23 protein-coding genes and 3 pseudogenes are annotated in these 25,129 nt (G+C 69.7%); 10 read left to right on the forward strand and 16 right to left on the reverse strand.

Annotated features, from left to right (window positions below; genetic code table 11):
• Positions 1-26: 26 nt before the first annotated feature.
• A complete protein-coding gene (locus IG75_RS0106775) occupies positions 27-350 on the reverse strand; it encodes a hypothetical protein (RefSeq protein WP_030520294.1) in 324 nt (107 codons plus the stop codon).
• A 160-nt stretch (positions 351-510) separates the two neighbouring features.
• Positions 511-1,623 carry a serine hydrolase domain-containing protein gene (locus IG75_RS0106780; RefSeq protein ID WP_030520295.1) on the reverse strand — a complete coding sequence of 371 codons (1,113 nt, stop codon included), beginning with the start codon at positions 1,621-1,623 and terminating at the stop codon, positions 511-513.
• A 313-nt stretch (positions 1,624-1,936) separates the two neighbouring features.
• Here IG75_RS0106780 and IG75_RS0106785 point away from each other — a divergent pair, with 313 nt between their 5' ends.
• Positions 1,937-2,287: a hypothetical protein gene (locus tag IG75_RS0106785; protein ID WP_030520296.1), complete on the forward strand. Its 351-nt coding sequence runs from the start codon at positions 1,937-1,939 to the stop codon at positions 2,285-2,287.
• A gap of 26 nt (positions 2,288-2,313) precedes the next feature.
• On the opposite strand, the pseudogene IG75_RS0106790 reads toward IG75_RS0106785, so the two are convergent.
• Both IG75_RS0106790 and IG75_RS0106795 read right to left on the reverse strand, forming a co-directional pair.
• Positions 2,314-2,595, reverse strand: a pseudogene (locus IG75_RS0106790) (hypothetical protein); the annotation flags it as partial.
• Between the two features lie 109 nt (positions 2,596-2,704).
• Positions 2,705-3,718 (reverse strand): hypothetical protein, encoded by a 1,014-nt coding sequence (locus tag IG75_RS0106795; RefSeq protein WP_030520298.1) that lies wholly within the window; start codon positions 3,716-3,718, stop codon positions 2,705-2,707.
• A 482-nt stretch (positions 3,719-4,200) separates the two neighbouring features.
• On the opposite strand from IG75_RS0106795, the gene IG75_RS0106800 reads away from it, so the two are divergent.
• Both IG75_RS0106800 and IG75_RS0106805 read left to right on the forward strand, forming a co-directional pair.
• On the forward strand, positions 4,201-5,451 hold the full coding sequence (locus IG75_RS0106800; RefSeq protein ID WP_036512236.1) for an MFS transporter: 1,251 nt from the start codon (positions 4,201-4,203) through the stop codon (positions 5,449-5,451).
• A 147-nt stretch (positions 5,452-5,598) separates the two neighbouring features.
• Positions 5,599-7,536 (forward strand): potassium transporter Kup, encoded by a 1,938-nt coding sequence (locus tag IG75_RS0106805; protein WP_030520300.1) that lies wholly within the window; start codon positions 5,599-5,601, stop codon positions 7,534-7,536.
• Positions 7,537-7,636: 100 nt separating this feature from the next.
• Here IG75_RS0106805 and IG75_RS0106810 read toward each other — a convergent pair whose 3' ends face one another.
• The gene (locus IG75_RS0106810; RefSeq protein ID WP_030520301.1) at positions 7,637-7,972 is read right to left on the reverse strand and encodes a hypothetical protein; all 336 of its coding nucleotides are present in this window, start codon (positions 7,970-7,972) and stop codon (positions 7,637-7,639) included.
• Between the two features lie 39 nt (positions 7,973-8,011).
• Positions 8,012-8,815 carry a peptidoglycan recognition protein family protein gene (locus IG75_RS0106815; protein ID WP_156058671.1) on the reverse strand — a complete coding sequence of 268 codons (804 nt, stop codon included), beginning with the start codon at positions 8,813-8,815 and terminating at the stop codon, positions 8,012-8,014.
• A gap of 266 nt (positions 8,816-9,081) precedes the next feature.
• Here IG75_RS0106815 and IG75_RS0106820 point away from each other — a divergent pair, with 266 nt between their 5' ends.
• Both IG75_RS0106820 and IG75_RS0106830 read left to right on the forward strand, forming a co-directional pair.
• Entirely contained in the window at positions 9,082-9,357 is a 276-nt protein-coding gene (locus tag IG75_RS0106820) for a helix-turn-helix transcriptional regulator (protein WP_030520303.1), read from the forward strand.
• A gap of 924 nt (positions 9,358-10,281) precedes the next feature.
• Positions 10,282-11,121 (forward strand): SDR family oxidoreductase, encoded by an 840-nt coding sequence (locus IG75_RS0106830; RefSeq protein ID WP_030520305.1) that lies wholly within the window; start codon positions 10,282-10,284, stop codon positions 11,119-11,121.
• 42 nt (positions 11,122-11,163) lie between these two features.
• Here the strand turns inward: IG75_RS0106830 and IG75_RS0106835 are convergent, their stop codons facing one another.
• Both IG75_RS0106835 and IG75_RS0106840 read right to left on the reverse strand, forming a co-directional pair.
• Entirely contained in the window at positions 11,164-12,327 is a 1,164-nt protein-coding gene (locus IG75_RS0106835) for a hypothetical protein (protein WP_156058673.1), read from the reverse strand.
• A gap of 14 nt (positions 12,328-12,341) precedes the next feature.
• On the reverse strand, positions 12,342-12,830 hold the full coding sequence (locus tag IG75_RS0106840) for a DUF4383 domain-containing protein (protein ID WP_030520307.1): 489 nt from the start codon (positions 12,828-12,830) through the stop codon (positions 12,342-12,344).
• Between the two features lie 221 nt (positions 12,831-13,051).
• Here IG75_RS0106840 and IG75_RS0106845 point away from each other — a divergent pair, with 221 nt between their 5' ends.
• Positions 13,052-13,507 (forward strand): SRPBCC family protein, encoded by a 456-nt coding sequence (locus IG75_RS0106845; RefSeq protein ID WP_036512239.1) that lies wholly within the window; start codon positions 13,052-13,054, stop codon positions 13,505-13,507.
• On the opposite strand, the gene IG75_RS0106850 is transcribed toward IG75_RS0106845, so the two are convergent.
• The 3 genes from IG75_RS0106850 to IG75_RS0106860 are packed head-to-tail and all read right to left on the reverse strand — an operon-like array spanning position 13,451 to position 16,315.
• Entirely contained in the window at positions 13,451-14,605 is a 1,155-nt protein-coding gene (locus IG75_RS0106850; RefSeq protein ID WP_063834092.1) for an NAD-dependent epimerase/dehydratase family protein, read from the reverse strand. The genes IG75_RS0106845 and IG75_RS0106850 overlap by 57 nt on opposite strands.
• Before the next feature lie 31 nt (positions 14,606-14,636).
• Positions 14,637-15,806, reverse strand: coding sequence for a zinc-dependent alcohol dehydrogenase (locus tag IG75_RS0106855; protein ID WP_030520310.1), 1,170 nt, complete (start codon positions 15,804-15,806; stop codon positions 14,637-14,639).
• On the reverse strand, positions 15,806-16,315 hold the full coding sequence (locus IG75_RS0106860; protein WP_030520311.1) for an SRPBCC family protein: 510 nt from the start codon (positions 16,313-16,315) through the stop codon (positions 15,806-15,808). Before IG75_RS0106860 ends, IG75_RS0106855 begins: the two co-directional genes overlap by 1 nt.
• A gap of 145 nt (positions 16,316-16,460) precedes the next feature.
• On the opposite strand from IG75_RS0106860, the gene IG75_RS39695 reads away from it, so the two are divergent.
• Positions 16,461-16,616, forward strand: coding sequence for a hypothetical protein (locus IG75_RS39695; RefSeq protein ID WP_168165612.1), 156 nt, complete (start codon positions 16,461-16,463; stop codon positions 16,614-16,616).
• A gap of 63 nt (positions 16,617-16,679) precedes the next feature.
• Here IG75_RS39695 and IG75_RS0106870 read toward each other — a convergent pair whose 3' ends face one another.
• From IG75_RS0106870 to IG75_RS0106875, 3 genes and pseudogenes are all read right to left on the reverse strand, one after another.
• Entirely contained in the window at positions 16,680-17,147 is a 468-nt protein-coding gene (locus tag IG75_RS0106870) for a nitroreductase/quinone reductase family protein (RefSeq protein WP_030520312.1), read from the reverse strand.
• A gap of 253 nt (positions 17,148-17,400) precedes the next feature.
• Positions 17,401-17,937: pseudogene (locus IG75_RS38115) on the reverse strand (DUF1275 family protein); the annotation flags it as partial.
• A gap of 55 nt (positions 17,938-17,992) precedes the next feature.
• Positions 17,993-18,772, reverse strand: a complete 780-nt coding sequence (locus IG75_RS0106875) for an SDR family NAD(P)-dependent oxidoreductase (protein ID WP_030520313.1) — start codon at positions 18,770-18,772, stop codon at positions 17,993-17,995.
• A gap of 116 nt (positions 18,773-18,888) precedes the next feature.
• Here IG75_RS0106875 and IG75_RS0106880 point away from each other — a divergent pair, with 116 nt between their 5' ends.
• Complete coding sequence (locus tag IG75_RS0106880; protein WP_030520314.1) at positions 18,889-19,473, forward strand: TetR/AcrR family transcriptional regulator; 585 nt, start codon at positions 18,889-18,891, stop codon at positions 19,471-19,473.
• Positions 19,474-19,523: 50 nt separating this feature from the next.
• On the opposite strand, the gene IG75_RS0106885 is transcribed toward IG75_RS0106880, so the two are convergent.
• Positions 19,524-21,833 (reverse strand): M28 family peptidase, encoded by a 2,310-nt coding sequence (locus IG75_RS0106885; RefSeq protein ID WP_030520315.1) that lies wholly within the window; start codon positions 21,831-21,833, stop codon positions 19,524-19,526.
• Between the two features lie 133 nt (positions 21,834-21,966).
• Here IG75_RS0106885 and IG75_RS0106890 point away from each other — a divergent pair, with 133 nt between their 5' ends.
• Both IG75_RS0106890 and IG75_RS36130 read left to right on the forward strand, forming a co-directional pair.
• Positions 21,967-22,551 carry an LLM class oxidoreductase gene (locus IG75_RS0106890; protein ID WP_030520316.1) on the forward strand — a complete coding sequence of 195 codons (585 nt, stop codon included), beginning with the start codon at positions 21,967-21,969 and terminating at the stop codon, positions 22,549-22,551.
• Between the two features lie 11 nt (positions 22,552-22,562).
• Positions 22,563-23,445 (forward strand): annotated as a pseudogene (locus tag IG75_RS36130) (LLM class flavin-dependent oxidoreductase).
• A gap of 27 nt (positions 23,446-23,472) precedes the next feature.
• On the opposite strand, the gene IG75_RS37210 reads toward IG75_RS36130, so the two are convergent.
• Positions 23,473-24,888, reverse strand: coding sequence for a hypothetical protein (locus IG75_RS37210; RefSeq protein ID WP_156058675.1), 1,416 nt, complete (start codon positions 24,886-24,888; stop codon positions 23,473-23,475).
• Positions 24,889-25,129: the final 241 nt, after the last annotated feature.

Below are 25,129 nucleotides of genomic sequence, written 5' to 3' on the forward strand. Positions count from 1 at the left end.
CCCGTGCTCGAGGATATCGAGACGCATTACTCGGCCGCACCGGCGTCGGCGGCGGCCAAGGCGGCCAGCCCGGCCTCGTAGAGCCGGGCCGACCGGCCGACCGCGGCGCATACCACCAGTTCGAAGAGTTCGTCCTCGCTGAAACCCGCCGCCTTCGCCGCGGCGAAATCCGCATCGGTGACCTGGTCGGCCCGGGTGACGACCTTGCCGATCAGGGCGTCCAGCGGCGGCGGAAGTCCGGCACCGGCGAAGGCGTGCGCCCGCTGTTCGAGGGAGGCGCTCCCCGCGCTGTTCCGGACGCTGTCCACCAGCGCGCGATGCGCTATCCGCTTCTCGTCCTCGTCCGTCACGGCGCTCTCCGGCTCCTTCCGGTTGTACTCGCCCTCGGACAATCATGCCGGGGCACCTCCGGCAGCGATACATGCCGCGCCGGAGAAAGCGCCGGGACCGCCGCAGCAATGGCAGCATCGCGCACGGGCCAACGCTTCCCGCCGCCGGAGCCCGCACACCTCACATGACGAGCCGGTAGAACGCCGCGAGCGCGCCGTCGATGGGATGCGGCTGCGGCCTGCCCCGCTCGTCGAGCCGGTTCCAGCGCTGCATGTTGATCGCGGCCGAGAACTGGCGGGCACCGTCGGCGCGGGTCATCGAGATCGCTCCGGCGCCCCAGACCGAACCGTCGTGACCCCAGAACGTCCCGTGCCCGGGGACCTCGATCCGGTGCAAACCCAGACCGTACTCGATCGTCTTGCCTTCGAAGGAGATGACCGGGACGGTGTGCTGCATCTGCGCCAGCGACGCCCGGTTCACGATCTCACCGGCGAGCAGCAGGGCGAAGAACCGGTTCAGGTCGGCCACGGTCGAGATCAGCGAGGCCGCCGGCCCCACCCACGACATATCGAAATCGCTGTAATCGCGCGGGGGTTCGAGCATCCCGAACCATGCCTCGTAAATCCGCGAATGCGGCCCATCGACACAGGTACTCTCCGGGAGTTCGGTGTCTTGCAGTCCGGCCCGTTCGATGACGTTGCGGGTGATGCACTTCTCCGCGGTCGTGCCGGTCACCAGTTCCAGGAGCCGGCACAGGAGCAGGTAGTTGGTGTTGGAGTAGATACCCGGGGTGCCGCCGGGCGTCCCGACCGCGGGAGCGGACACCCCCAGTTCGATCAGTTCGAGGGGATCGAAACGCGTGTGCCGGTTCTCGTCCATGCTGTCCGGCCGTGTCTCGGCCACCGCGGGGAAGGCGGCGAGGGACGGGTAGGCGTACGGGAGATATTCGGCCAGACCGCTGGTGTGGTTGATCAACATGCGGACCGTGACGGCCTGACCGCGGGCACCGGGGACCAGCTTCGGCAGGTAATGACCGATCGATGTGTCCAGGTCGAGCTGTCCGCTCTCCACCTGCTGCAGTACCGCCGCGGCGGTGAAGGTTTTGGTGATGCTGCCGACCCGGTGCCGCATATCCGCCGTGACCGGACGGCCGGTCTCGATATCGGCGACCCCGGCCGCACCACGCCACAGCCGATCACCGTCGCGTACCTCGGCGAACACGCCGGGAATCCCCGCGCGGTGGATATCGTCCAGGGCGGCCTGCAGCCGGGCGGGCTCGAGTGGGTTCGTCACAACGGGTGTCCTCTCGTAGGAATACTGTGCGGGTCGATCCGGGAAGCCCGTAGCGGGCGGTACCCGGTCGGCCCTCACTATCCGCCGAGCGGCCCCACCGAGTATCGGAAAAATGTTCCGCGGGCCGGCGGTCGCCGGGGTAGGGGCCCGCCGCAGCACCCGATATCGCGGCGGGCGGGAACCGATCGGACGAAGCGAGCGGTTGCCTTCGACCTGGTCAGGGCGCGATCATCGATGAGGAGCGACCCGGCGGTGCCGGTCCGGTCGACCGTCGGTGAATCGGCAGTTATCGACCACGAGAGGACCGTGTCCCATGCCTTCCCCCAGTAGTGCGAACAGTACCGGCCGACCGTCCGCCGCCGCCCCGGCGCGAACGGCCGATCGTTCCCCGGCACGGGCCGCACCCGCGGCCAGTCTCACGCTGCCCCATCTCAGCGCCGAGGTCGCGATCCCCGGCCGGGGCATCGATGTGAAGGCCGGGCCGGTCGAGTTGTCCCTGCCGACCCGCTATATCTACTACGGCGGGCTGGGTGCCCTCGCCGTCGCCGGTGCGGTCGAATTGCCTCTCGCCGGCGCGCTGGCGGCGGCGGGCCTGATCGTCGACCGGATGCGGCGGCCCCATACCGCCGGGCCCGAGCCCGTCCGCGGCGGCGCGGCCGCGTAGTCCGGCCGCGGCCGGGCGTCGCGGGTTCACAGCAGCCCGAGATCGGTCGTGTACTTGACGATCATCTCCGGTGTCACATGCGGAATGTCTTTGTCGGCACCGATTTTCGCGTGCCGGACGGCGGCCCGGAACCGTTCGGTCGGCGCGATGGACCCGCGTATCGCCTGCCGCGGTTTGCGGTAGTTGTCCAGCAGCGGCAGCAGTGAGTACCGGCGCTGCCGGTCCGGTAGCGCCCGGACCGCGGTCTCCATGCGCTGCAACCAGGTGTCGTAGCCGGAGATCCGCTCGATGGGATGGCCGGCGTCGAGCCGAAGGCGATCCGGAGTTCGCGGCCGAGATCGCGACCGCCGCTGTCACCGCCACGCTGTACCGGCTGCTCGACGACCGGTGAGCGGACCGGCCACGGCGGCGAGCGGTTCAGCCGATCCCGGCCGCCGGGTCGATCGCGAGCGCGAGGGTGTCCTTGACCATCGCGAGTGCCGCACCGAGCGGGCTCGACCGGCCCCCGGAGACCGTGATGTCGCCGGCGTCACCGCACCGGAACTCGACCGCCTTCTCGGGCCCGGCCAGGACACCGAAGGGCACGGCCGTCCGCGGGAACTCGCGCAGGGCGACGACCACCCGGCCGGGAGCATCGGCGCGGGCCGACCCGATATGGCGCAGCACCGCGCCGCGCGCGTGGGCGCGCACGGCCAGGGCGGCGGTGCCGTCGGCGATCGGTTCCGCCTCGACCCGGCAGGCGGCGACATCCCACCCCCAGAGGAGACCGGACAGCAGGCGGAGTTTGGTGGCCGCGTCGGCCCCGGACAGATCCGCCGCGGCATCCGCCTCCGCGATCCCGCGGTCCCGGGCGAGATCGAGGGCCGCGGCCGGGGTCACGCCCTCGCCGAGCCGATCGAGGACGAAACTCGCCGTACCGTTCACGCAGCCACGCACCTCCTGCACCTCGAACCCGCGCAGTCCGGCGCGGGCGAGGTCACCGGCGGGCAGCGCCGCGCCCGTGGCCCCGGAGATCCGGACAGCCCGCCCGTATTCGCTTGCCACCGTGTGCAACCGGGACCAGCCGGCCAGCAGCGGTGACTTGGTCGCCGTCACGAGGTGCGCCCCGGCGGCGAGCGCGGCGAGTCCGTCTGCGAGCGCTTCCGCGGCGCCGTCCGGATGCGACGGGACAGCCTGCGCCACGACAGTGGGAGCGGCGCGCGCCAGCAACTCCTCGATCGGCGTCCGAGCCTGCCAGAGGTGCCGATCGGGCGGCACGCCACCGTCGGGTGTGCGGACCTCCCCCTCGCGCCCGCGGATCGCGACCACGTACGGGTCCACCAGGTACCGGCCGCGGAATTCGGCGCGGCGGGCGCGGAGCACGGCAGCATAATTCCGCGCGACCGGTCCGTAGCCGATCAGCACGATCGGTAGCGGGATCGGGGCCTTCATCCGGGAGCCTCCAGTTCGCTCGAGCTCGGCCGACGCCCACACAGCGGGGCGTGCCCCGCACACCGTAGTACCGACCGCGAACGGCGCCCGCCGGGTGCGCGCACCGTCCGAACCGACGCCCGCCGCCGAAAATTTTTCCACTTGTCGTGACGGGCATCACCAGGCCTGTGACCTGCGTCTCCGCTGTTTCCGGCCGAAAACGCAGCCGCGGCGAGCTCGCCGGAGACCCTGCCGCCCATTGACGTCTTAGCGCTAAGCGATTACACATGCCTTGGCGCAAAGCCATCCCTTCGGGAAGATCGGCGCCGCCCCACTACATCTGCACACCCTTGAACCGAAAGCACACTCCATGGCCCTGATCTCCACCCCGAACCCGGCCCGGCCCCAGCGGTCGGGGCACAGGGTCACCTCCCCTCACGACCGCACCCCGGTCTAACCTATCGATCAGGCGCCCAGCGCCGACTATTGCCGAGGACGCCACCATGAGCGGACGCCCCACAGCCGTAACCCCGAGCACCGTCACCCGCCCCAACTGGGTCGTGCTCGCGCTGACCTTCGTCGCTGTCGTACTCGACGGCTACGACACCATCGCCCTGGGCCTGTCGATACCCGCGCTGTCCGAGGAATGGGGTGTCTCCGCGTCGCATTTCACGCCGGCGCTCTCGATCACCAGCCTCGGCGTCGCCCTGGGATATATCGCGGTCGGTCAACTGGTCGCCCGTTTCGGTAGCAGGCGTGTCATTCTCGCCGCCGTACTCGTGTTCACTGCCGGGTCGCTGCTCACCGCCGCCGCCACGTCCATCTGGGAGCTGACCGCCCTGCGACTGGTCACCGGCCTCGGCCTGGGTGCGGTGCTCCCCGCGGCCGTCGCCCACGCGACCGCCCTCAATCCCGCCCGCTTCCGCCAGTCCATCGCGGTGTTCGTCACCATGGGAATCTCCCTGGGCGCGCTGATCGCGGGCCTGCTCGGAAGCACGCTCGTCAGCAGCTACGGCTGGGAGTCGGTATTCGTCATCGGCGCGCTCGCCTCCGCCGTACTGTTCCCCCTGCTGTGGCTGGGCTTACCGGACGAAGAGGAGGTCACGGGCACGATCGAACCGGCCGCCGCCAAGCACAGCGCCTCGGTGGCCCGGCTCTTCGACCCCGGAGTCCGCACCCGCACCGCCCTGCTGTGGGGATTCTCCTTCCTCACCTTCTCGGTCTACTACATCTTCTCGTCGTGGCTGCCGACCCTGCTCACCAGCTACGGGTTCAGCAAGGGCCTGGCCCCGCTGGGTTCGGCGGCGCTGGGGGTCGGCAGCATCATCGGCGCCGGAGTGCTCATGCTCGGCGTGCTGCGCCTGCGCATGACCTCGGTACTGGCGGGCACCACCGTCGCGGCCGTGGTCTTCCTGATCGTTTCCGGCTTCCTCGGCACGGACAAGGCACTGCTGCTCATCGTGTTCGGCGGGGTCGGCCTCGGCCTGCAGGCCGGCATGATCGGCCAGGCCGCGCTCGCGGTCTCGCTGTATCCCGACCGCACCGCCGCCACGGGTGTCGGATGGGCATCGTCCATGGGACGGCTCGGTTCGGTGCTCGGACCGATCATCGGGGGCGCTCTCATCGCGCTCGGCGCGTCGACCGGCACGATCGTGCTCCTCGCCTGCGTTCCGGTGATCGCCGCTCTGGTCCTGGTCACCGCACTGGGCCGGGTCACCGTCGCGCCCGCCGAGCAGACCCTCGCGGCGCATTGACCGCGGTCCCCGGCCGGTGACCTCGCCCGCCGGGGACCCGCGCACCGGCCGCCCGCCCGGCCCGACGTGCGCACCGGCGGCCGCTCCCGCAGACTCGGGGCCGGGCAGTGCACGATAGTGCGGACCCGGCCGACGAGGAGCGAACCCATGGTCAGCGAAACACGTACCGGTCCCCCCGCACCCACCGCCGGCCGCGGCCCGGTGCGTGCGGCGGTGATCGTGGGCGCGCTGGGCGTGGTCTTCGGCGATATCGGCACCAGCCCGATCTACACCATCCAGACCGTGTTCGATCCGCAGGATCCGCATCCGGTGCCGATCGGTACCGCCAATGTGTACGGGGTGGTGTCGCTGATCTTCTGGTCGGTGATGATCATCGTCACCTTCACCTACATCTCCCTGGTGATGCGCGCGGACAACGACGGCGAAGGCGGCATCATGGCGCTGATCACGCTGCTGCGCCGCCTCGGCGCCACCCGTGGCCGCCGGACTGCCGGTTTCCTCGCGGGGGCCGGGATCTTCGGCGCCGCGCTCTTCTTCGGCGACGGCATGATCACCCCCGCCATCTCGGTGCTCTCCGCGGTCGAAGGGCTGCGGATCGTCGAACCGGATCTCAAAGATCTGATCATCCCGATCACGGTCGTGATCATCGTGGCTCTCTTCTCCGTCCAGCGGCGGGGCACCGCCACGGTGGGCCGGCTGTTCGGCCCCGTGATGATCGTGTGGTTCCTGACCATCGGCGCCCTGGGTATCGCCGGAATCGCCCGCCATCACCAGATACTGAAAGCCCTCTCCCCGACCTACGCGCTGGGTTTCGCCACCGGGCATTTCCATATCGCGTTCTTCGCCTTGGCCGCCGTCGTACTGGCGGTCACCGGCGCCGAGGCGCTCTACGCCGATATGGGCCATTTCGGCCGGAAAGCGATCACCCGAGGATGGCTGGGGTTGGTCCTGCCCGCCTGCACGCTGAGCTATTTCGGGCAGGGCGCGCTCGTCCTCGGTGACGAAGCCGCGGTGGACAGCCCCTTCTTCCTGCTCGCCCCCGGGTGGGCCCGGCTACCTCTGGTGCTGCTGGCCACCGCCGCGACGGTGATCGCCTCCCAGGCGGTGATCACCGGCGCGTTCTCGGTGGCCGCCCAAGCGGTGCGGCTCGGGTACCTGCCGCGCCTGCGGGTCGCGCACACCTCCGAATCCACCATCGGACAGATCTACGTTCCGTGGATCAACTGGTTGCTCATGGTGTCGGTTCTGACATTGGTCTTCGCCTTCCGCAGTTCCGCGGCACTGGCCTACGCCTTCGGTATGGCGGTGACCGCGACCATCACCATCACGACCCTGCTCTTCTTCTACGTGGCCCGCACCAAATGGCGTACCCCGCTGTGGCTCGTGCTGCTCGGCGCGGTCCCCCTGCTCACCGTCGACGCGCTGTTCGTCGCGGCGAACCTGACCAAACTGGTGCACGGGGCGTGGCTGCCTCTGTTGATCGGACTCACCGCATTCACCGTGATGATCACCTGGGCGCGCGGTCGTGTTATCGTCACCGCCGCGCGGCGGCAGGCGGAGGGTCCACTACCGCAATTCGTCGAACAGTTGCGCAGCCGCCGACCGCCCCTGATCCGGATTCCCGGTACGGCGGTGTTCCTCAACCGCGGCAGCAGCACCACTCCGCTGGCGATGCGCGCCACCGTCGAACACAACCGGGTACTGCACGAACACGTCGTGATCCTGTCTCTGGACACCGTGCCCGTCCCGCGCGTGCCCGATGCCGACCGCCTCCGCATCGATCCGCTGGGTTACCCCGACGACGGCATCGTCCATGTCACCGTCCACCACGGTTATATGGAAACCCCGAAGGTGCCGCAGTTGCTGCGCCGGCTCGATCCCGCGCAGACCGAGGGCCCGATCTCCGTGGAGGGGGCGTCCTATTTCCTGTCGAAGATCGAACTCAAGCCGGGCCCGGCGCCCACGATGGCGCCCTGGCGTAAACGCCTGTTCATCGCCACCTCCTACCTCACCTCCGACGCCGCCGACTATTTCGGGCTGCCCCGCGACCGGACAGTGATCATGGGCTCGCAGGTCGAGGTCTGAGCGGCATCCGCGCGCCCGGCGGCGCGCTGCTCGCGGATCGCGCGTGCCGCCGCCGACGCCGGCACGCGGTAACTCCCGGCCGCGCCGTCCCCTGGCCGCGTCATTCGGAAATCTCCCTGGTGAGCGGTGGCGGTGGCGGCACGTCGACGCCCAGGTCGAGCAGCGACGACCGGACCACGATGTCCCAGCTGGCGTGCTGAGGAGCGGCGAGACGGCAGCGTCGTTCCGCGTCGGCGACGACCCGCCGGTGCGCTTCCAGTTCGGCGGTCATCGCGGCGAGCTGCCGCGACAGCGGCTCGACCATCTGAGCGGCGGCCTGGGTCAGTACCTGGACCGCGTCGGCCCGCCGTTTACGCCTGCCCAGGAGCCCGGCCGCGCATACCCCACCGACGCCGGTGAGCAGGCCGCCGAGGACAGATGCCACGTCGCTGATCATGCTGTCCTCCCAACTGCGGCAGGGTGGTCGCGTCCTTCCTCAGACGCGTTCGTCGGTGGCGGGATCGCGGAATCCGGGGATCTTCAGTGCCGCGCCGATGACGCCCAGCGCCTCGGCGGTGGTCCGGTCACCCAGGAAATCCCAGCCGGGAAAGTTCGCCCCGCGGGCGGTCCCGGCGCCGGAGAGCTGATCCAGCGCGAGGCCCACATGTTTGTCCAGGTAATGGAGCAGGGTCCCCACGGTGACCTGCTCACCGTGATAGTTGGTGATCTTTTCTTCCAAAAACGCCATCTGCTCGCCCTTTCCGTCGAGGAGTGCCTGGACGTCCCGGCGGAAGGCGTTCATTTCGATGCCCGCCGGGTCGATTTTTCCTTCACTGGAGTACTCACGGTGCGCCACGCAATCGCCCGCGCCGCGGCCGATGCGCCGGAGCAGGGCCGCGCAGCCGCGCTTGTAGGCGTCGAGCTGAGCCGGCGTCCAATCCCAGGGTGGTGTGCCACGCGAGACGGCTTCGATACCGATGGTGTGATAGTTGGCGTTGTCGGTGGGCCAGCCCGGCCAGCTTCCGCGCCCGGCATGCCAGCTCACCCCGACGGCGATCACCCGGTAGGTGCCGTCCTTCTCGAGCACCAACTGGGCCAGCGGGCCCGGCAGATCGGGGCGACCGTCCTGGACGATACGCCAGTCGTTCGGGCCACCGCCGCCGGTGTGATGACACAGCACGCCGCGGATATCGAGGAAGTCGCCGTGGCCGCGTTCGCGCCAGCCGTCGTGTTCGATCACCGGTAGGCCGGCGCCGCGTAGCACATCGGCCAGCCATACCGGGTCTCCGCTCCAGGCCATCGGACCCTCCTGTCCTCGCGCCGATCGTCGTCGGCGCCCCGGAAGGCCGGCCGTGTTCACCGGTGCGGACGCGACCGGCGCTGCGGGGGCGTGAACTGCGGTGATAGACAACCGCTCTACTCACCGTAGGCCCTTATTGGTCTCTTTTCAACCTTTTTCAGTCACTATTAGGCCTATTTCGGACACCCTGACGGCGGGGATTCTGCCGCGGACCCGAAACTATCGGGCACTTGATTCAGACCCTGCCCGATCCCAGAATGGTCGACATGGATGCGACGCCCGCGGAGTCGGAGGCAGCGACCACCGAGGAGGCACGACTGGACGCGGCGTTGGGCGCGGAGGTACGCGCGATGCGGGCGCGGCGCGGCTGGAGTCAAGAAGCGCTGGCCGAGAAGACCGGCTACAACAAGAAGACCATCATCCGGCTCGAGCGTGGCGAACGAGCGATGACCATGGCGCAGATGTACAAGATCTGCAAGGTGTTCGGCATCCGGCCGAGCGACCTAGTCCTCGCCGCGGAGAAGGAAATCGGCATCCAGTAAAGGGGATGGATCGACCCCGCGCCGACGTGCCTCGACGACGAACGACGAAACGGTCGTCGTGGTGGGATCAGCGTTCAGATAGTCCGCCATAGCCACGGGGCGGTCCGGAGCTTCGTTGCCCATGAGCGTTTCCAGTTCTGACCGATCCACGCTCGCGAGGTGTTCCCGCTTCCCCCGCGGAGCCCGACAGTTCCCACTCGATTTCCTCTCCGGGGTCGACACGGTGTGGCCGGGCGAATTCGTCGTATCGGGTCCGGCCGTGCTGCGGTACGGACGGACCGCGGAGCCGCACCGGCGGGTACCCGGGCCCGGTCGCTTCCGTGACCGGCCCGATCGGGCGAACCCTGTACTCCCGGAACAAGCTCGACACCCACACCGACACCTTCCAGCTACCCGACCCCTGCGCCCAGGCTCGTAGCCAGAGCCTGACGCCGAGTGTAATTATTTTCGCGCGCTCCGCCTAGGCCCGGAAGGATCGATGAACCAAAGGGTTTGACGGCCGGGACGCGAAGGTAGGGACAGCGGAACTGAGACACAACGCTTTTCGCACTACGACAGCACGGTAACAGCGGGGTCCGACACGTTCGGACAAGGTGTTCCCGCCGGCTCCGGGGCCGGACCGCCGGGCGATCGAGAACTACTGCGTGCCAGCGACGAACACAGAACCCACCGGATTCGAGGACGTGGGGGCGCCGGTGCGGCCGGCCGGCGCCGGACCCGCGGCAACCAGCAAACCTTCCGGCGCGCGGTCCACGCGGCCGATCCGGTCCGCGCACCACGCGGGACGGGGGCGCGCACGACGCCCGGAACTCGCCCCCGTGTACCGATTCGGCACGCTCGGTTTCGAACGGCTCGGTCCGGTAATCCGCCCTTCGATCACCACACCACCACGGTGGTGACCTATGCCGTGAAAGGAGCAAGATCATGGGTTTCCCGGAACAGCAGCAAAAGGTACCCGGCATCCAGTCCGTGATGACACCCGTCCCCGATTGTGGCGAGAAAACCTATCGCGGAAGCGGCAAGCTCACCGGTAAATCGGCGGTGATCACCGGCGCCGACAGCGGTATCGGCCGGGCGGTCGCCATCGCCTTCGCCCGGGAGGGGGCCGATGTACTGATCTCCTACCTCGACGAACACGACGATGCCGCGGAAGTGGGCGCACTGGTCGAGGAAGCGGGCCGCAAGGCGATCCTGGTCCCGGGCGATCTGTCCGACCCGGCCCACTGCCGGTCCGTGATCGAGCGCGCCGCCGGCGCCTTCGGCACGATCGACGTGCTCGTCAGCAATGCCGCCTACCAGATGACGCACGAGACGCTCGAGGAGATCAGCGACGAAGAGTTCGACTACACCTGGAAACTCAATATGGGCGCGTACTTCTACCTGGTGAAAGCCGCGCTACCGCATATGCGTCCGGGCGCCTCGATCATCGGCAGTTCGTCGGTGAACTCCGATTCCCCCTCCCCCACCCTGGCGCCCTACGCGGCCACCAAAGCCGGCATAGCCAATTTCTCCGCGAGTCTCGCGCAACTCCTGGGCGAGAGGGGAATCCGGGTGAACAGTGTCGCCCCCGGGCCGATCTGGACCCCGCTGATCCCCTCCACCATGCCCGACAAGAAGGTCACCGCGTTCGGCGACAGCACGCCGCTCGGGCGCGCCGGGCAACCCGCCGAGCTGGCCCCCATCTATGTCCTGCTCGCCTCCGACGAGGGCAGCTATGTTTCGGGCGCGCGGGTCGCGGTGACCGGGGGAAATCCGATTCTCTGAGGCCCCCGCCGGAGCGGTCCGGCACACCGCTGCCACCCGCGATCAAAATCGCCCGGGCCGGTCGCCGCGGGCGACCAGGCCACGGCGTTCCTGTTCGCGGTACCCGTATGTCGCCTTGCGGACGGTGATGTCGTCCTCCCATCCGGAACCGACGGCGCCGGCCACGGTACCCAGCGCACTGGCCATCACCGCGATCATGAGGTAGTCGGCGAAACCGACGGGGCCGCCGAGCACGCTCGCGAGATAGGACGGCGGGATCACCAGGCAGACGGCGGCCAGAGTCAGCAGGAACAGCACGACGAAGAAGACCCCGGCGCCGATACCCACTGTGACAGCGGTTCCGGCATTGTGCAGTGCGGTGTCGTGTCCGTGGGCGGGCTTCCCGGGGCCGCGCCGCTCCCAGAGTCCGTGCCCCACCACGATCCACACGGTCAACGCAATGACCGAGGCCAGCGCCACCCCGGTGAGGCGGAGAGTGCCCATCGCGTTCGCCAGCTGCCAGATACTGGAATACAGCACCCCGAACGCCGTACCGGCCAGCGCACTACCCAGCGCCGCGGACAGGCCCACGAACAGCCGCCAGGGCCTGTTCGCCCGCACCATGCCCGCGAGCAACGCGGGATAGCCCGCCGCCCGGCCGCAGACCACCCGCACCCCGCTGTCTTCCGCATCGATCCGGACCCGGCTGCGCCGGACGTGGACCGTTGCCTCGGCCACCACCCGCCCGGCCGCCCTCCGGTCCGGGGCCGACAGGGCAGCGACGATCACCGCGGCCACCTTCTGCAGCCGCTGCCGTATGCCGAGGCCGCCGAGCGCGGGCAGCGAGACGAGCGCCACCCGGTGGCGCAGATCCAAGCTCATCACCAGGATCTCGCCGTCGCTGCGTATCGGTACGTCGGTGAGGCACAGCGCCAGATCCCATGCCGTATCGCGGACGTGCCGTCCGGCTTTGTCGATCAGATATTCCAGATCGGGGTACATGGCCTCGAACGGATCGTCGAGGACCTCGAGCTGCCATCGCGACGGGTCACCGCGACGGGCCAGCTCCGCGGGCAGGTTTTGCACCAGTTCCCGGGCCAGCCGCACCGGGAGATCGGGATCGGCCACCACACCGACCACCATGGGCGAAGCGTGGCCGTTTCGCTCACCGGCGTCCCGCGCGGCGGGCCCGGCCGGCTCGGGTACGGCTCGTTCTCGTCCATCCACTCGCTGTCCTGCTCCTACTCGATGATGCCGGGCTGCCGATCGGACAAGTGGCGCCCCACATCGTCACTGTGCCGGGGCAGCGCGACGCCGAGCAGCACCATGCCCACGCCGAGACCGAAGTGCAGCCAGTTGTCGGCGGTGTCCAGTGGCACGAAATCGGCGGCGCTGTGCTGATCGACGATCAGCCCGTACAGCCAGAGCAGCAGATAGATCGCGCCGCCCACCAGGAGGTAGGCCCGGGCCGCACGGGGTCGCGCGCCCGCGATCAGACCGGCGACACCGAATGCCAGATGCACGAGGTTGTGCAGCACCGACACGTTGAAGAGACCGAGCAACTGAGCCTGGGAATGGTGCCCCGCCCACGCGAGATCCCCGTAGCCCGTGGTGATCCCGGGTATGAAGCCGAGCACTCCGACCAGCAAGAAGACCGCGCCGACCACCGTAGCGGCGAGCTGTACCGGCGAGCGGGCGGTCGGGTCGGTGGTGAGGTTTCGGTTCGGCACGGGCACTCGTCCTTTCCTCCTGGCCGCCGGAGCGGGCAGGTCCCGCTCCGGCCTGCCCGCCGGGTGCCCCGCACTCCGACCGGCAAACCCCCGTGCCGGACGAACACCGCGCCCCGCCGGGATCGATGTTTCGCGCTGCCGATCCCGGGTACGGCGCCCGCATTCGCTGCGCGGCAAGCCGCGCCCCGGTGACCGAGGTGGTTCGGAAGATCGGAGGAGCAATGGCGGCCGAACCGAGTGTGGAGATACCGGTACCTGTACAGGACGCGTTCGCGGTCCTCGCCGACGGCTGGCTGTACGGGCTGTGGGTGGTCGGCGCTTCGCATATCCGCAAGGTCGACCCCGGGTGGCCGCAGGTGGGCACCCGTATCCATCACAGCGTGGGCGGTTGGCCCCTGGCCCGGCAGGACACCACGAAAGTTCGCTCGGTCGACGCACCACACCGCCTCGAACTCGAGGCCCGGCTGTGGCCGGCGGGTGCGGCCTATATCCGGCTCGACCTCACCGAGCACGGACCCGACCGAACCGAAGTAGCGATGACCGAACGCGTTGTCCACGGCCCCGGGAAGTTTCTCCCCGGGCCGGTCCAGGACTTGGCGTTGGTGCCACGCAACCGGGAATCACTCCAGCGCTTCGCCGCCCTCGCCGTCGGGCGCTCCCCCCGTTCCCCGGGCTGACCCGCCGGTCCGCGGCCCGGCTCCTGCCGCCGCCGGGGCCCGGGTGGTCGGACGTTGGCTCTGGTGGGTCGGTCTGCCCAATCGGAAAGCAGGATGCTCCGGCGCGAGGGGCGCACTCGGACCGGACCGTTCGGCGCGCATCGCCGCGGCGAGCTCGGCGCAGGCGGCGACCGCGTCGTGTCGCGGTGTCCAGCCGAGTTCGCGGGCGGCTCGGCCCGCGTCCACCAGGCATGCGCGGTCGGCCAGCCGGAGCCAGGCCGGATGCAGTGGCTGCACACCCAGCCGCCAGCTCATGCCGGCGCCCACGGTCAGCACCCGATGCGGCACGGGCACTCGGAAGCCCCCGAATACCGCGGCCAGGTCGGTGGCGGTGAGCACGGGATCGGCGGCGAGGTTGAAGGCGCCGGTGGCGCGTTGTTCGACGATCGAGCCGATGGCCGCGGCGACATCCGCGGCATGCACCAACTGCAGGCGCAGGCCGTTCCACAGCGGAACGGGCACTCCGGGACGGCCGAGCACCGCGCGCGGCAGCCACCGGCCGAACAACCAATCGCCCATTTCCGCGGCCGCGTCGCTCTGTACGACAGCACACGGCCGGATACGGGCTACCCGTACCGCGGGCTGCCGACGTTCGAACGCGTCGAGTTGCGCCTCGAGCTCGGCTTTACCCCTGCTGTAGGCGCTCGTGGACAGTCCACCGCACGGCCACTGCTCGTCGACGCGACTCCACCGCGCGGCGGGAGTGTAGGCGGCCGCCGAGGACGCGCACACCACATGCCGCACCCCTGCCTCGGTGACCGCACGCAGAACATTGGCGGTTCCGGTGGCGTTTGTCCTGGTCAGTGGCGGATCAGTGCGTTGCGGATGCACTGCCCAGGCCAGATGGACCACGACGTCGGCCCCGGCGAAAGCTTTCGGCAGGAGGGTCGCCGCCGCCGGATCCCCGATATCGCATGAGACCCACCGGGCCCTGTCGTACGGCTCCCGTCCCCGTGGCGGACGGCGGCGGGCGATCCCGACCAGGTCCGGTCCGTTCCCGGACGAGCGCAGCAGTGCGGTCCCCACATTGCCGGTGGCTCCGGTGACCACGACCTTCATCGAACTCGCGCCCGTCGGTGGAAAACGGCGTTCACGGCCGGAAGACCGCCCGTATGCAACCCTCCTGTTTGGTTTTGAACAGCTCGTAGCCGCGCACCGCGTCCTCCAGCGGTAGATCGTGGGTGATCAGATGGGAGGGGTCGAGATCGCCCTGCTGGATGTAGTCGAACATCCGCGGCATGTACCGCTGCCCGTGCTGCTGCGCGGTCCGGATGGTGAGGCTTTTGTTCGTCACCACCCCCATCGGGAATTTGTCGGTGAGGCCGTAGATACCGAGCACCGAGACGACGCCACCTTTACGGCAGGCCAGCAGGGCCTGGCGCAGCGAGGTCGCCCGGTCGGTTTCCAGGCGCAGCAATTGTTTGGCCCGGTCGTAGAGCTGCTGCAAACCTGTTCCGTGCCCCTCCATACCCACCGCGTCGATACACGCGTCGGGGCCTCTGCCACCGGTCATCTCGAGTAAGGCCTCCTGGACACTGTCCACCGCGGTGTAGTCGATCGTCTCCGCGTCGTATCGGTCCCGGGCGAGAGCCAGGCGTTCCGGGATCCGGTCGATCACCACGGCCCGCTCGGCGCCGAGCAGCCGGGCGGAGTGCGCCGCCATCAGACCGACCCCGCCACCGCCCCACACCGCGACGGTGTCACCGGGAGCGATATCGCAGAAGTCGGCGCCCATGAGGCCCGTGGGGACCGCGTCGGAGCAGAACAGCGCCTGTTCGTCGGTGATGCCCTCCGGCACGGTGAAGCAGTTGACATCGCCGAAGGGGACACGGATGTAGTTCGCGTGCGAACCCTGGTACCCGCCGAACGGATGGGTGTACCCGTAGATACCACCGGTCGGATGACCGAAGACCGGTTGCTGCAGGGCGGCATTGGGGTTGGTGGTGTCACACACCGAGTACAGGTCGTGTTCGCAATACCAGCACGTTCCGCATCCGATGAACGACGGCACCACCACCCGGTCCCCCACCTTGGTCGCGGTGACCTCCGCGCCGGTCTCGACCACCTCCCCCATGAACTCGTGGCCGAACACGTCGCCCGCCCGCATCCCGGGTAGATAGCCGTCGATGAAATGCAGGTCCGAGCCGCAGGTCGTCGTCAGCGTCACCCGCACGATCACATCGTGCGGATTGACCAGACCCGGATCGGGCACGGTTTCGACCGCGAGATCGTTGACCCCGTTCCAGCACAGTGCACGCATCATGCCTCCTGTCCGGCCCGGCCGCTGGGGTTCCGGTCGAGGGTGGGTACTTCTCCCGTCTGCATCAGCGCACGCGCGCGATAGAGGACCGCGAAGATCGCCGCGCCGGTGAGCTGCCGCGGCAGCGGTGCCGTCGCCGATATGCGCACTTCGGTGCCCCGGCCCCGGGGCGCGTCGGTGAATTCCAGCTCGATCCGCGCACGCTCGGGATCCACCGCGTCGACGAACTGTAGTCCGTTCTGCTCCGTCAGCAGCACGCTCTCCCAGCCGATCGCGTCCGCACCGTCCGGCGTCGCAGTCCATTCGTAACGGTCCGGGGCTGTCGAGCGCACGTCGGCGAACCCGTCGAATACGCGGGACAGGTTGTCCGGGTCACGCCAGAATTCTTCCACTACCGCGCGCGGCCGCTCGATCGTCAGGGCGCACCTGCCGGTTCCGCCGGACACCGAACCCACGGCTCGGCCGACGAGGGTGACCACTTCCTCTTTCGCCTTCTGTAGGTAATCCACGCGCTCTCCCTTCCGAGAAGTCGGCCCGGCAGCCCGAACGCGGTACCCCGAGTGCTCCGGCGCAAACCCGCGGACGCGCGCCCGAATTTCCCCTTTTCGAACACGGGAACCGGGGTAGGCCGAAGCCACAGCGAAAGGAGTGGTCTTGACCGAAGCGAAACGCACCGAGAAGAACGAGAACGACGAGCCCGAAGGCGGCCGGCCGGGCCCGGTCGACCGAGGTCGCGACGGCGGGATGGCCACGCGCGAGATCGCGCCGGAGGTGACCGTCGCCGACGAGACGCAGGAGCCGCCGGACTGAGTGCGACGGCACTCCGCCCGCCTCGGACGCCGGTGGCCGCGTGTTCGGCCACCGGCGTCCGGGCTACACCCGCTCGAGCACGACCACCGGGGTGTCGTGGGAACGCGATGCCGCGTGCGATTCGAAATCCGCACCGCCCCAGCCCTTGTAGCGTGGAAACTCCTTCCACAAACGATCGCGCTCGGCGCCGGTGGCTTCCCTGCCCCGGACCCGCACCACACCGTCCACGGTGTCGGCCTCGGCAGCGGGATCCGCCCGCAGATTGAGCCACCAGGCCGGCGCGGACTCGGCCCAGCCGTTCATCGCCAGGGTGACGAAATCGTCGCCGTCCCGGAAATAACCCAGGATCACCGCGCGCTCCCGGCCCGTGCGCCGCCCCCGGGTCCGCAGCCGCAGCATTCCCATCCGGCCGTGGTGTTCGGGGCGCACCAGACCGCGCGCGGTGAGCCGGTAGACCAGGCGGTGGCCCGCCCAGAAAGATCTGACGAACCAGCGCGGGGGAACGAGAGGTTTCTTCGACGGGCCGGACATTTTCCCTCGCTCTCGGAAACGACCGAGCCACCGACCGTCCGGCGGCCCCTTGCGCCCAGAGTATTTCGGCGCCACCGGACGGTAAAGGCGTGCAGCAGAATTCATGAAGTGCGTACCGGCCCGCCCCGAAAAATATTGCTATCGAGCCTTTCGACGACATTGCCGCTTCGTACAACGGCGCCGTCCGGGCGGCACCCGATTCGCCGGGCCGGCGTCGCGAGCGGCCGGAAGAGCAGTGCTCATAGGTCGGCCATTCCGCGAGCGGTCCGTGCCGGTCCAGATGTAGATATGTGTATCCGGTGGCAACGAGGCATACCCCGGTCGCGGTGACGAGCATCGCCCAGCCCGCCACGAGCAGGCTCAACAGACCGCCCGCCAGCGCTCCGAACCCGAAACTCGCGTAGAGCAGGAAATATCCGAGCCAGTCAGCGTAATCTCCGCCGCTGACATGGCGTTCGATCCCCTGAACCATCTCGACCAGTGTGCCGGTCACATAGCTCAGTGGCACCGACACTTCGCCGTTCGCGAGGAACCAGGTGTTCAGAGCGCCCACACCGAATGCCACGAACACCGCGATCAGGCCCAGGGCGGCCACCGCCGTATCGGCCTCGTCGCGGAAGTACCCGAGGATCGCGCGTTCGGTGTTGCCGGTCGTGAATGTGACGAAATAACCCGCCGTGTGAGCGAAGGCCGCGGCGCCGATGAGGCCCGCCAGACCGGCGAGCACCCAGGACAACCTCGCCTCGGCATCGAACAAAGCCTTCTTGCGATCCACATCCGGTTTCGGCACGGACCGGGTCCTTTCCGGCGGGGCACCCGATCCGCCCGGCCCGCCACGCCGGACCTCACCCCGGGATCGGTATCGCCTCGGCGACGCTCACCCGCCCACCGTCCACGTCCAGGACGGTTCCGTGCACGAAGGCGGCATCGCCGGAAGCCAGAAATACCGCGGCGGCGGCGACGGCGTCGGGGCCACCGGCCGCACCCGCCGGAGTATTGCGCATGAGATGTTCGCCGGGGAACTCGGTGTCAGGGTCCAGTGCGGGATCACGGATCACCCCCGGAGACACGGCGTTCACACGGATCCCGCGGGTGCCGAACTCCGCAGACCACGCCCGGGTCAGTGCCTCCATCGCCGCTTTCGACGAGGCGTACAGGGCACCCGCGCCCACCGACACCCGCGCCACCCAGGAACCGAGGTTGATCACCACCCCGCCGCCCGCCTCGATCATGGCCGGCGCGATCGCCTGCACGAGGAAGAACGCCGCCTTGACATTGACCCCGTACACGCGGTCGAAATCCGCGTCGCGGGCCGAGGCCGTGCCGACCGGCGGATAGATTCCCGCGTTGTTCACCAGGATGTCGATGCGGCCGCCGAGCAGTTGCCGCGATTGCTCGGCGAGCCGGTGGCTGCGCTCGGCCGAGCCGTCCAGATCGGCCGCTACGAAGTCCGCGCGGCCGCCCGCCCGCCGGATGGTGGCCACCACGTCCGCACCGCGCCCGCGGTCACGGCCGGACACCACGACGTGGGCCCCCTCGGCGGCGAAGGCCAGGGCGATGGCACGTCCGATATTGCTGGTGGACCCGGTTATCAGGGCGGTCCGTCCCTGTAGTCGTCGACTCATGCCGGCGACGCTAATCCGCCTTTTTTGGACCGGCAAGTCCAGAAATAGCGGCCGCGGTCTCCAGGTGAACGCCGCTTGTAACCGTATCGAAACCGGGCCGGCAGTAGGCTTCCGGCATGACGTTGACCGCCAAGGGACGCGCCACCCGCGACCGCATCGTCGAGGGCGCCGCGACATATCTGCGCAGCGCCGAGCCCGGCACTGTCACCCTCGACGATGTCCGAGCCATCACCGGCACCAGCAAGGGCCAGATCTTCCACTACTTCCCCGGCGGGAAAGAGGAACTACTTCTCGCGGTCGCCGGGCTGGAAGCCGACCGCGTACTCCTGGACCAGCAACCGCATCTGGCCGAACTCACCACATGGACGGCCTGGATCCGCTGGCGGGACGCACTGGTCGCCCGCTACCGGGCACAGGGCCGGCTGTGCCCGCTGGGCACCTTGATGGACCAGGTCAGAAACACTCCGGGTGCCTCCGAGGTGGTCACCACCCTGCTCACCCAGTGGGAAAGCGATATCGAGCGCGGTATCCGCGCCATGCAGGAGACCGGACAGATCCGGCGCGAACTCCCGGCCCGGCGCACCGCCGCCGCGTTCATCGCCGGCATCCAGGGTGGTGTCCAGGTCCTGCGTGCGACAGGGTCGACCGACCACCTCGAAGCAGTGCTCGACCTGCTGATCGACTATCTGCGCGCGGTCTGAGCAGCGCTGTTCTCGCCGATGGACGGGTCTCCGCACCCTCCGACTCCCGATCAGAGGTCTACGGTGCGTGTCACCACGATCCGCTCGCCGTCCTCTCGGATCGAGGGGACGAGATCGTCCGGGCGGGGCCGGAAACCCGGAGCCGCGGCCAGGCCGTGGGTTTCGTCGGCAGCGGTCACCCGGACGCGGTCGGCGCCGGGAGTGCGCACGGTGATGTCGACTCCGTCCGGCGGCAGGTCGCGGAACCGTATCTCGCCCGGCCAGGTATCGGCCCGCTCCCCCGTGACGGCCAGTTCGATCGGCGCCGCGCCCGCGACGGCCGCGACGACCCGGTCGATCCGATGATCGACGCGCAGCACCAGTCCGGACGCCGCGCGCCGGGACGCCACGTGCACGGTGACGGTGTCGCCGTCGCGATGGAGAACCTCGACCATCGGGCCGTCGAGCGCCATCGGCTCGGCCGGGCCGGTCCACACCGTGCCCGAGGCGTATCCGGGTGAGAGCCGGACACTATCGGTGCTGTCCACGAAGGTACGCGTCCAGTCGGCCGGTTCGATATCCTCGCTCACCCAGCTCGCCGCACCGGTATCCGAGTTCAGGACATAGGCCAGGTGCGCGCGGCCGGGACGCCGGGCGTCGAAGGTGTCGACCACGGTTCCCGCGCCGATCAGGAGTACCGACACCACCGCTGCCGTCACCGGCACCGCGACAGTGACTCGGCGGCGGGCGGCGGGGCCGGGCAGCAGCAACTCGATCAGCGGGAGCACCATCACCACGAACAGCGCCGCACCGGCCGCGGCGGCCCCGCCGGACGTCAGGCCCACTCCGTCGATCAGGTCCCCGCTCAGCGGCCCGAGCAGCGCGGCGGCCGCCGATGCCCCCAGCGTGAACACCGTCACCGGCCACAGGCTCCAGCGCACCGGCAGCAGCGCAGCCAGCGTGCCCAGCGCCACGAACAGGGCCGGTAGCGCGAACAGGAACGAGGCGCCGGGCGCCACCACCGCGCACACCACACCGAGTCCGGCCGGCCAGACCAGGGCGCCGATCGCCGGAGCGGCCGGCCCCAACCGGCGCCGTGCCGGTAGATACCAGCCGAGTACCGACGTCACCGCCAGTGCCACCAGCGCCCAGTGATAGACCCGGGGACGATGCAGCAACCCACCCATCTGCTGGTACGCGGGACGCAGCCACTCCAGCACCGACCACATCCCCTGCCCGAGCAGCGCCGCCGCGCCCAGCGGCACTGCCACCGACGCCGCGGCGAGCAGCAGCTGCCCCCATCCCGCCGAGTCGCGGCGGCGCGCGAGCACCACCACCGCGCCGACCGCCACCACGGCGAGCAGTGCGATGGGCAGGACCAGCACGTTCGAATAGGTGATCATGGTGCCCGCGAGGCGGAAGTAGGTGGCGTCGTGGCCGGATCGCACCTCGGCCAGATCGGCCGCACCCAGCGCGCGGGCGAGGTGGAGCATATTCTCGCCGTGGTGCTGCAGGCTGCCCCGATCGAGGTTGCCGATGGTGTCGCCGGCGGTGTGGTAGTAGGACGAGTTCTCGATATAGGCGAAGTTGAGTCCGTTGAAGCCGGCCTCGGACAGAGCCGTGAAATCGGTGAAGTTCGGCATCATCCGATACACCTCGACCAGCGACGAATCACCTCGTGGATGCGGCACGGCGGTGGCGAACAGTGAGACCAGCGCGGCATTGTCCACCGAGGTCTCGAACATCAGTGACGGCCCGGCGACACCACGGGCCTCCCAGTTGAGCACCACACCGCCCGCCCGGGCGAGCGGGTGCTCCCGGGCGAACGTCTCGGCACCGAGCAGACCGTCCTCTTCACCATCGGTGAACAGCAGCACGAGATCGTTGCGCTGATCGCCCTGCCGGGCGACCAGCCGGCCCACCTCCAACATCGCCGCGACCGCGGCGCCGTCATCCGAGGCACCCGGACCCGTCGCGGCCGAATCATAGTGTGCGGCCAGGAGAACCGTCCCGGTGGAAGCACGGCCGGGCAGGGTGGCGATCACATTGTCCACCCGTCCGAATGTCGCGAGCCCTTTCGACGCCCGCGCGCCGACACCGCGCTGGGTCTGCACCGAGAAGCCCGCCGACTCCAGCTGCCCGGTGAGATACTCCCGGGCCCGGTCGCTCGCCGGGCTGCCCAGCGGCCGCGGTTCGGTCGCGAAGCGCTGCAGGTGGAACAGGGCCCGTTCGGCGCTGAACCGGTCGGTCGCCGTCGCCGCGACCGGCCCAGGGCCGCGTCCGTCGGCGACCACGGTGGCCGCCACCGCGGCCGCCAACACGAGCAGGGCCACCAGCCCCGCGGCCACCCGGTGTGGAGATTCGATCAGTCTCGCGCGCACGAGGTGACAGTATGTCGGTACCCCCGACGTACGGTCGCCACCGCACGGTCGACCGTTCGCCGGCCCCGCGCCCGGAAAGGACCGCGGCGTCCCCGAGGACCGTATTTCGCCGGGCTCGAACTGATCCCAATCGTTGACAGCGCCGGTTCGCGGACGGACGGCCGCCGCGGCAAGCGCCCCGCCACTCGTTATCGCCGCGCGCGCCGTCGCCGCCGCTCCGATCCGAACCCACGCGCCACTGATCTACGAATTCGCCGCGCGCAGCACCGATCTGGTATTCGTCACGCCCACCCGCGAAGCCGGTCCCGCCTCGATACTCGACGAGATCGCCGCGGCGACGGCGGCGGTGGGCCGAGACGGGGAGCCCCTCCGGGTCTACGCCGATCTCGTCGTCTTCCTCGATACCGAGGACGCGACGGGAACGCAGCGCCTGGCCCGCCTGAACGAGGCGGCGGGCGCCGAGTACGCCTCCGACGCGGCCGTATTCGCGGGCAGCGCCGACGAACTCGCCGAGCTGCTCATCGACTGGAGCGGCCGGGGCCTCGACGGTTTCCGGTTGCGGCCCGGCGTCGCGGTCGACGATCTGGCCGCCGTCACCGATCGGCTCGTTCCCGTCCTGCAGCGCCGCGGTGTCTTCCGCACCGGCTACCCGGACGGATCGCTGCGCGCGCTGCTCGGACTACCCACCACCGTTCCCAACCGCTACGCGACCACCTGAGCGAGGCCCTCATGAGCACTCCCCGTAAACAGGTCATCCTGGGCGCCTACCTGGGCGGCGTGAACCACCACACCGCGTGGTGGCACCCCGAGGCCGGCAGTCAGATCGCTTTCGACAGTTTCGAGCACACCGCGCGCACCGCGGAGCGCGGTAAGTTCGACTTCTTCTTCCTGGCCGAGGGACTCGCCCTCGCCACAGGGCAGGGATTTCGCGGCCGCCAACGCCGACGCGATCTTCTCCCCGTACGGCAAACTACCGGAGGCGGCGGAGTTCTACCGCGAGATCAAGGCCCGGGCGGTGGCGGCGGGACGCGCGGCCGATGAGATAGAGATTCTGCCCTCGGCCGGTTTCGTGCTCGGGGACACCGAAGCCGAAGCGGTGGAGAAGTACCACGCCGTCCACGATGAGCAGGTCACCGGGCAGACCGCGCTGATCCTGCTCGAGCAGATCTGGAATCGCGATCTGTCCGGTTATGACCCCCAGGGTCCGATCCCCGATATCGACCCCGATCCCGACGCACCGCCGATCATCCAGGGCCGCGCGTTCCTCCATCAGGATCGCTTCGCCACCGCGCGGCGCCTGCGTGAGGTGGCCGAAGCGAAGAAACTCACCCTCCGCGAAGTGGTGATCGACCAGTTCGAACGCGGCCCACTGGTCGGCACACCCGCCCAGGTCGCCGAACAGATCGATACCTTCGTCCAGGACAACGGATCGGACGGGTTCATCCTCGGCTCCCATCTCGTGCCGTGGGGGCTGGACGAATTCGTCGACAAGGTGGTCCCGCTACTCCAGGACCGCGGCGTCCTACGCGGCGAGTACACCGGCACCACCCTGCGCGACAACCTCGGCCTTCGCGACGTCCGAGCGGCCACACCTGCCCGGGCCGATACCTGACACCACGGCAGCGGGCGGGGTCCCGGGTCAGGCCGTGGACTCCTCGGACTCGGCCTGAGCCATTTTCAGGAGTGCCCGGTGCAGCTCCTTGGCCGCCTCACCCGCCCGTTTACCGTGTAACTCGGCCTCTACGAAGCCCTCGACCAGCGCGCGCCCGGGATCCAGCAGCCCCGCGCCGATATCCGGCCCGCCGCTGAGGGAACCGGCCATCAGGATCCGCCAGGCTTCCTGACGGGCCCGGTAATCCCCTGCCTCGTCGAGCGCGGCCGCAAATGCGCGGACCACCGCGGTGTACGCCGGCCGGCCGGTGGCGCCGGCCCGGCGGAAACGCCTTCTGGTCGGTCCCGAGCCGACGGCACCCGGGCCCACCAGCTCCGCGCGTTCCAGGGTGATCCACACCGGAGGCGGCTCGGCCGAACCCGACTCCGCCGCTTTCTTGCGCTCCCGGCGGATCGTATCGTCACGTTGTTCGGTGACCTCGATGCCGTACAGCTCGACGGTGTACTTCCCGAGCAGATCGTTCAGCGCCGCGGCGATCTGATGCACTACCTCGGTTTCCAGCCCGGCCGTCTCGAAGCCACGGATCCGCAGGCCGTGCCTGCGGGCCATATCCTTCGCCAGCCGGACCGCGTCGGCGGGGTTGCCACCCGTTCCCGGCACCACGGTCAGCGCCTCGGGCGGCGAGTACGGCTCCGGCTCCGCGTCCGGCGGCGCGAGTGTATCCGGCGGGGACGGGTCATCCACCAAGTGCAACGCCGGAGCTGTCTCCGGCTCGGCCGGCAGGTCCGGGCGAACCGGCTCGACAGGTGACTCCGGGCCCACCAGCGGCTCCGCGTCCGTCGGCCCGACGGGCCGCTCCGCGGGCACCAGTCCGGCCGGTGACTCCGCAGGAACCGCCTCGACCGGTGACTCCACCGCCACCAGTCCGACCAGCGGCTCCACGGGCACCAGCCCGACCGACGGCTCCGCAGGAACCGCCTCGACCGGTGACTCGACTGCCACCAGTCCGACCAGCGGCTCCACGGGCACCAGCTCGACCAACGGCTCCACGGCCACCGGCCCGACCAGCGGCTCGGCGGGCACCGGCTCGACCAGCGGCTCCCGGCGCCTCGGTTCCTCCGTGCGCACCGGTTCGTCCGGTAGCTCCGATTGCATCGGCCCGGGTAGTGGCTCTGTCCCCATCGCTTCCGCCGGTACCTCCCCGCGTACCGGCTCGGCCGGTGCCTCTCTGCGCACCGGTTCGTCCGACCGCAGCACCGGCCGGGCCCGGGCCGGTACCGTGATCCGGCCCAGTTGCAGCGACAACTCGGGGGGCAACTCGATCGTGCGTGGCGCGGGGCGGGGCTCCGGGGCCGGGGGCCGGGCCGTTTCGCTGTGCGCGGCCATCCGCGGCCGTTCGGCCGGCCCGGCCGCGAGCTGGGCTCGGTTCGGGGGCGCCGACACCTCGGCTCGGCCTGAGGACAGGACCGGCTCGGCGTGCGGAGCCACCGGCCCCCGTACCGAGTCCGACGAGGAACAGGCCGCGGCATCGGACGGCTCGACACGCTCTCGGAGCGCTCGCGCATCGGCGCGCGCCGCGGCCACGCTGCTGTCCGCAGCAGCGGCACGGGTGTCGAGCAGCGCCTCCGGCGGGCCCGGCGGCGCGGAAGCGGCTTCTTGCCCACCGGATACGGTCGGCGGCGTA

It is taken from the genome of Nocardia rhamnosiphila NBRC 108938, from assembly GCF_000720425.1.
Taxonomy (GTDB): domain Bacteria; phylum Actinomycetota; class Actinomycetes; order Mycobacteriales; family Mycobacteriaceae; genus Nocardia; species Nocardia rhamnosiphila.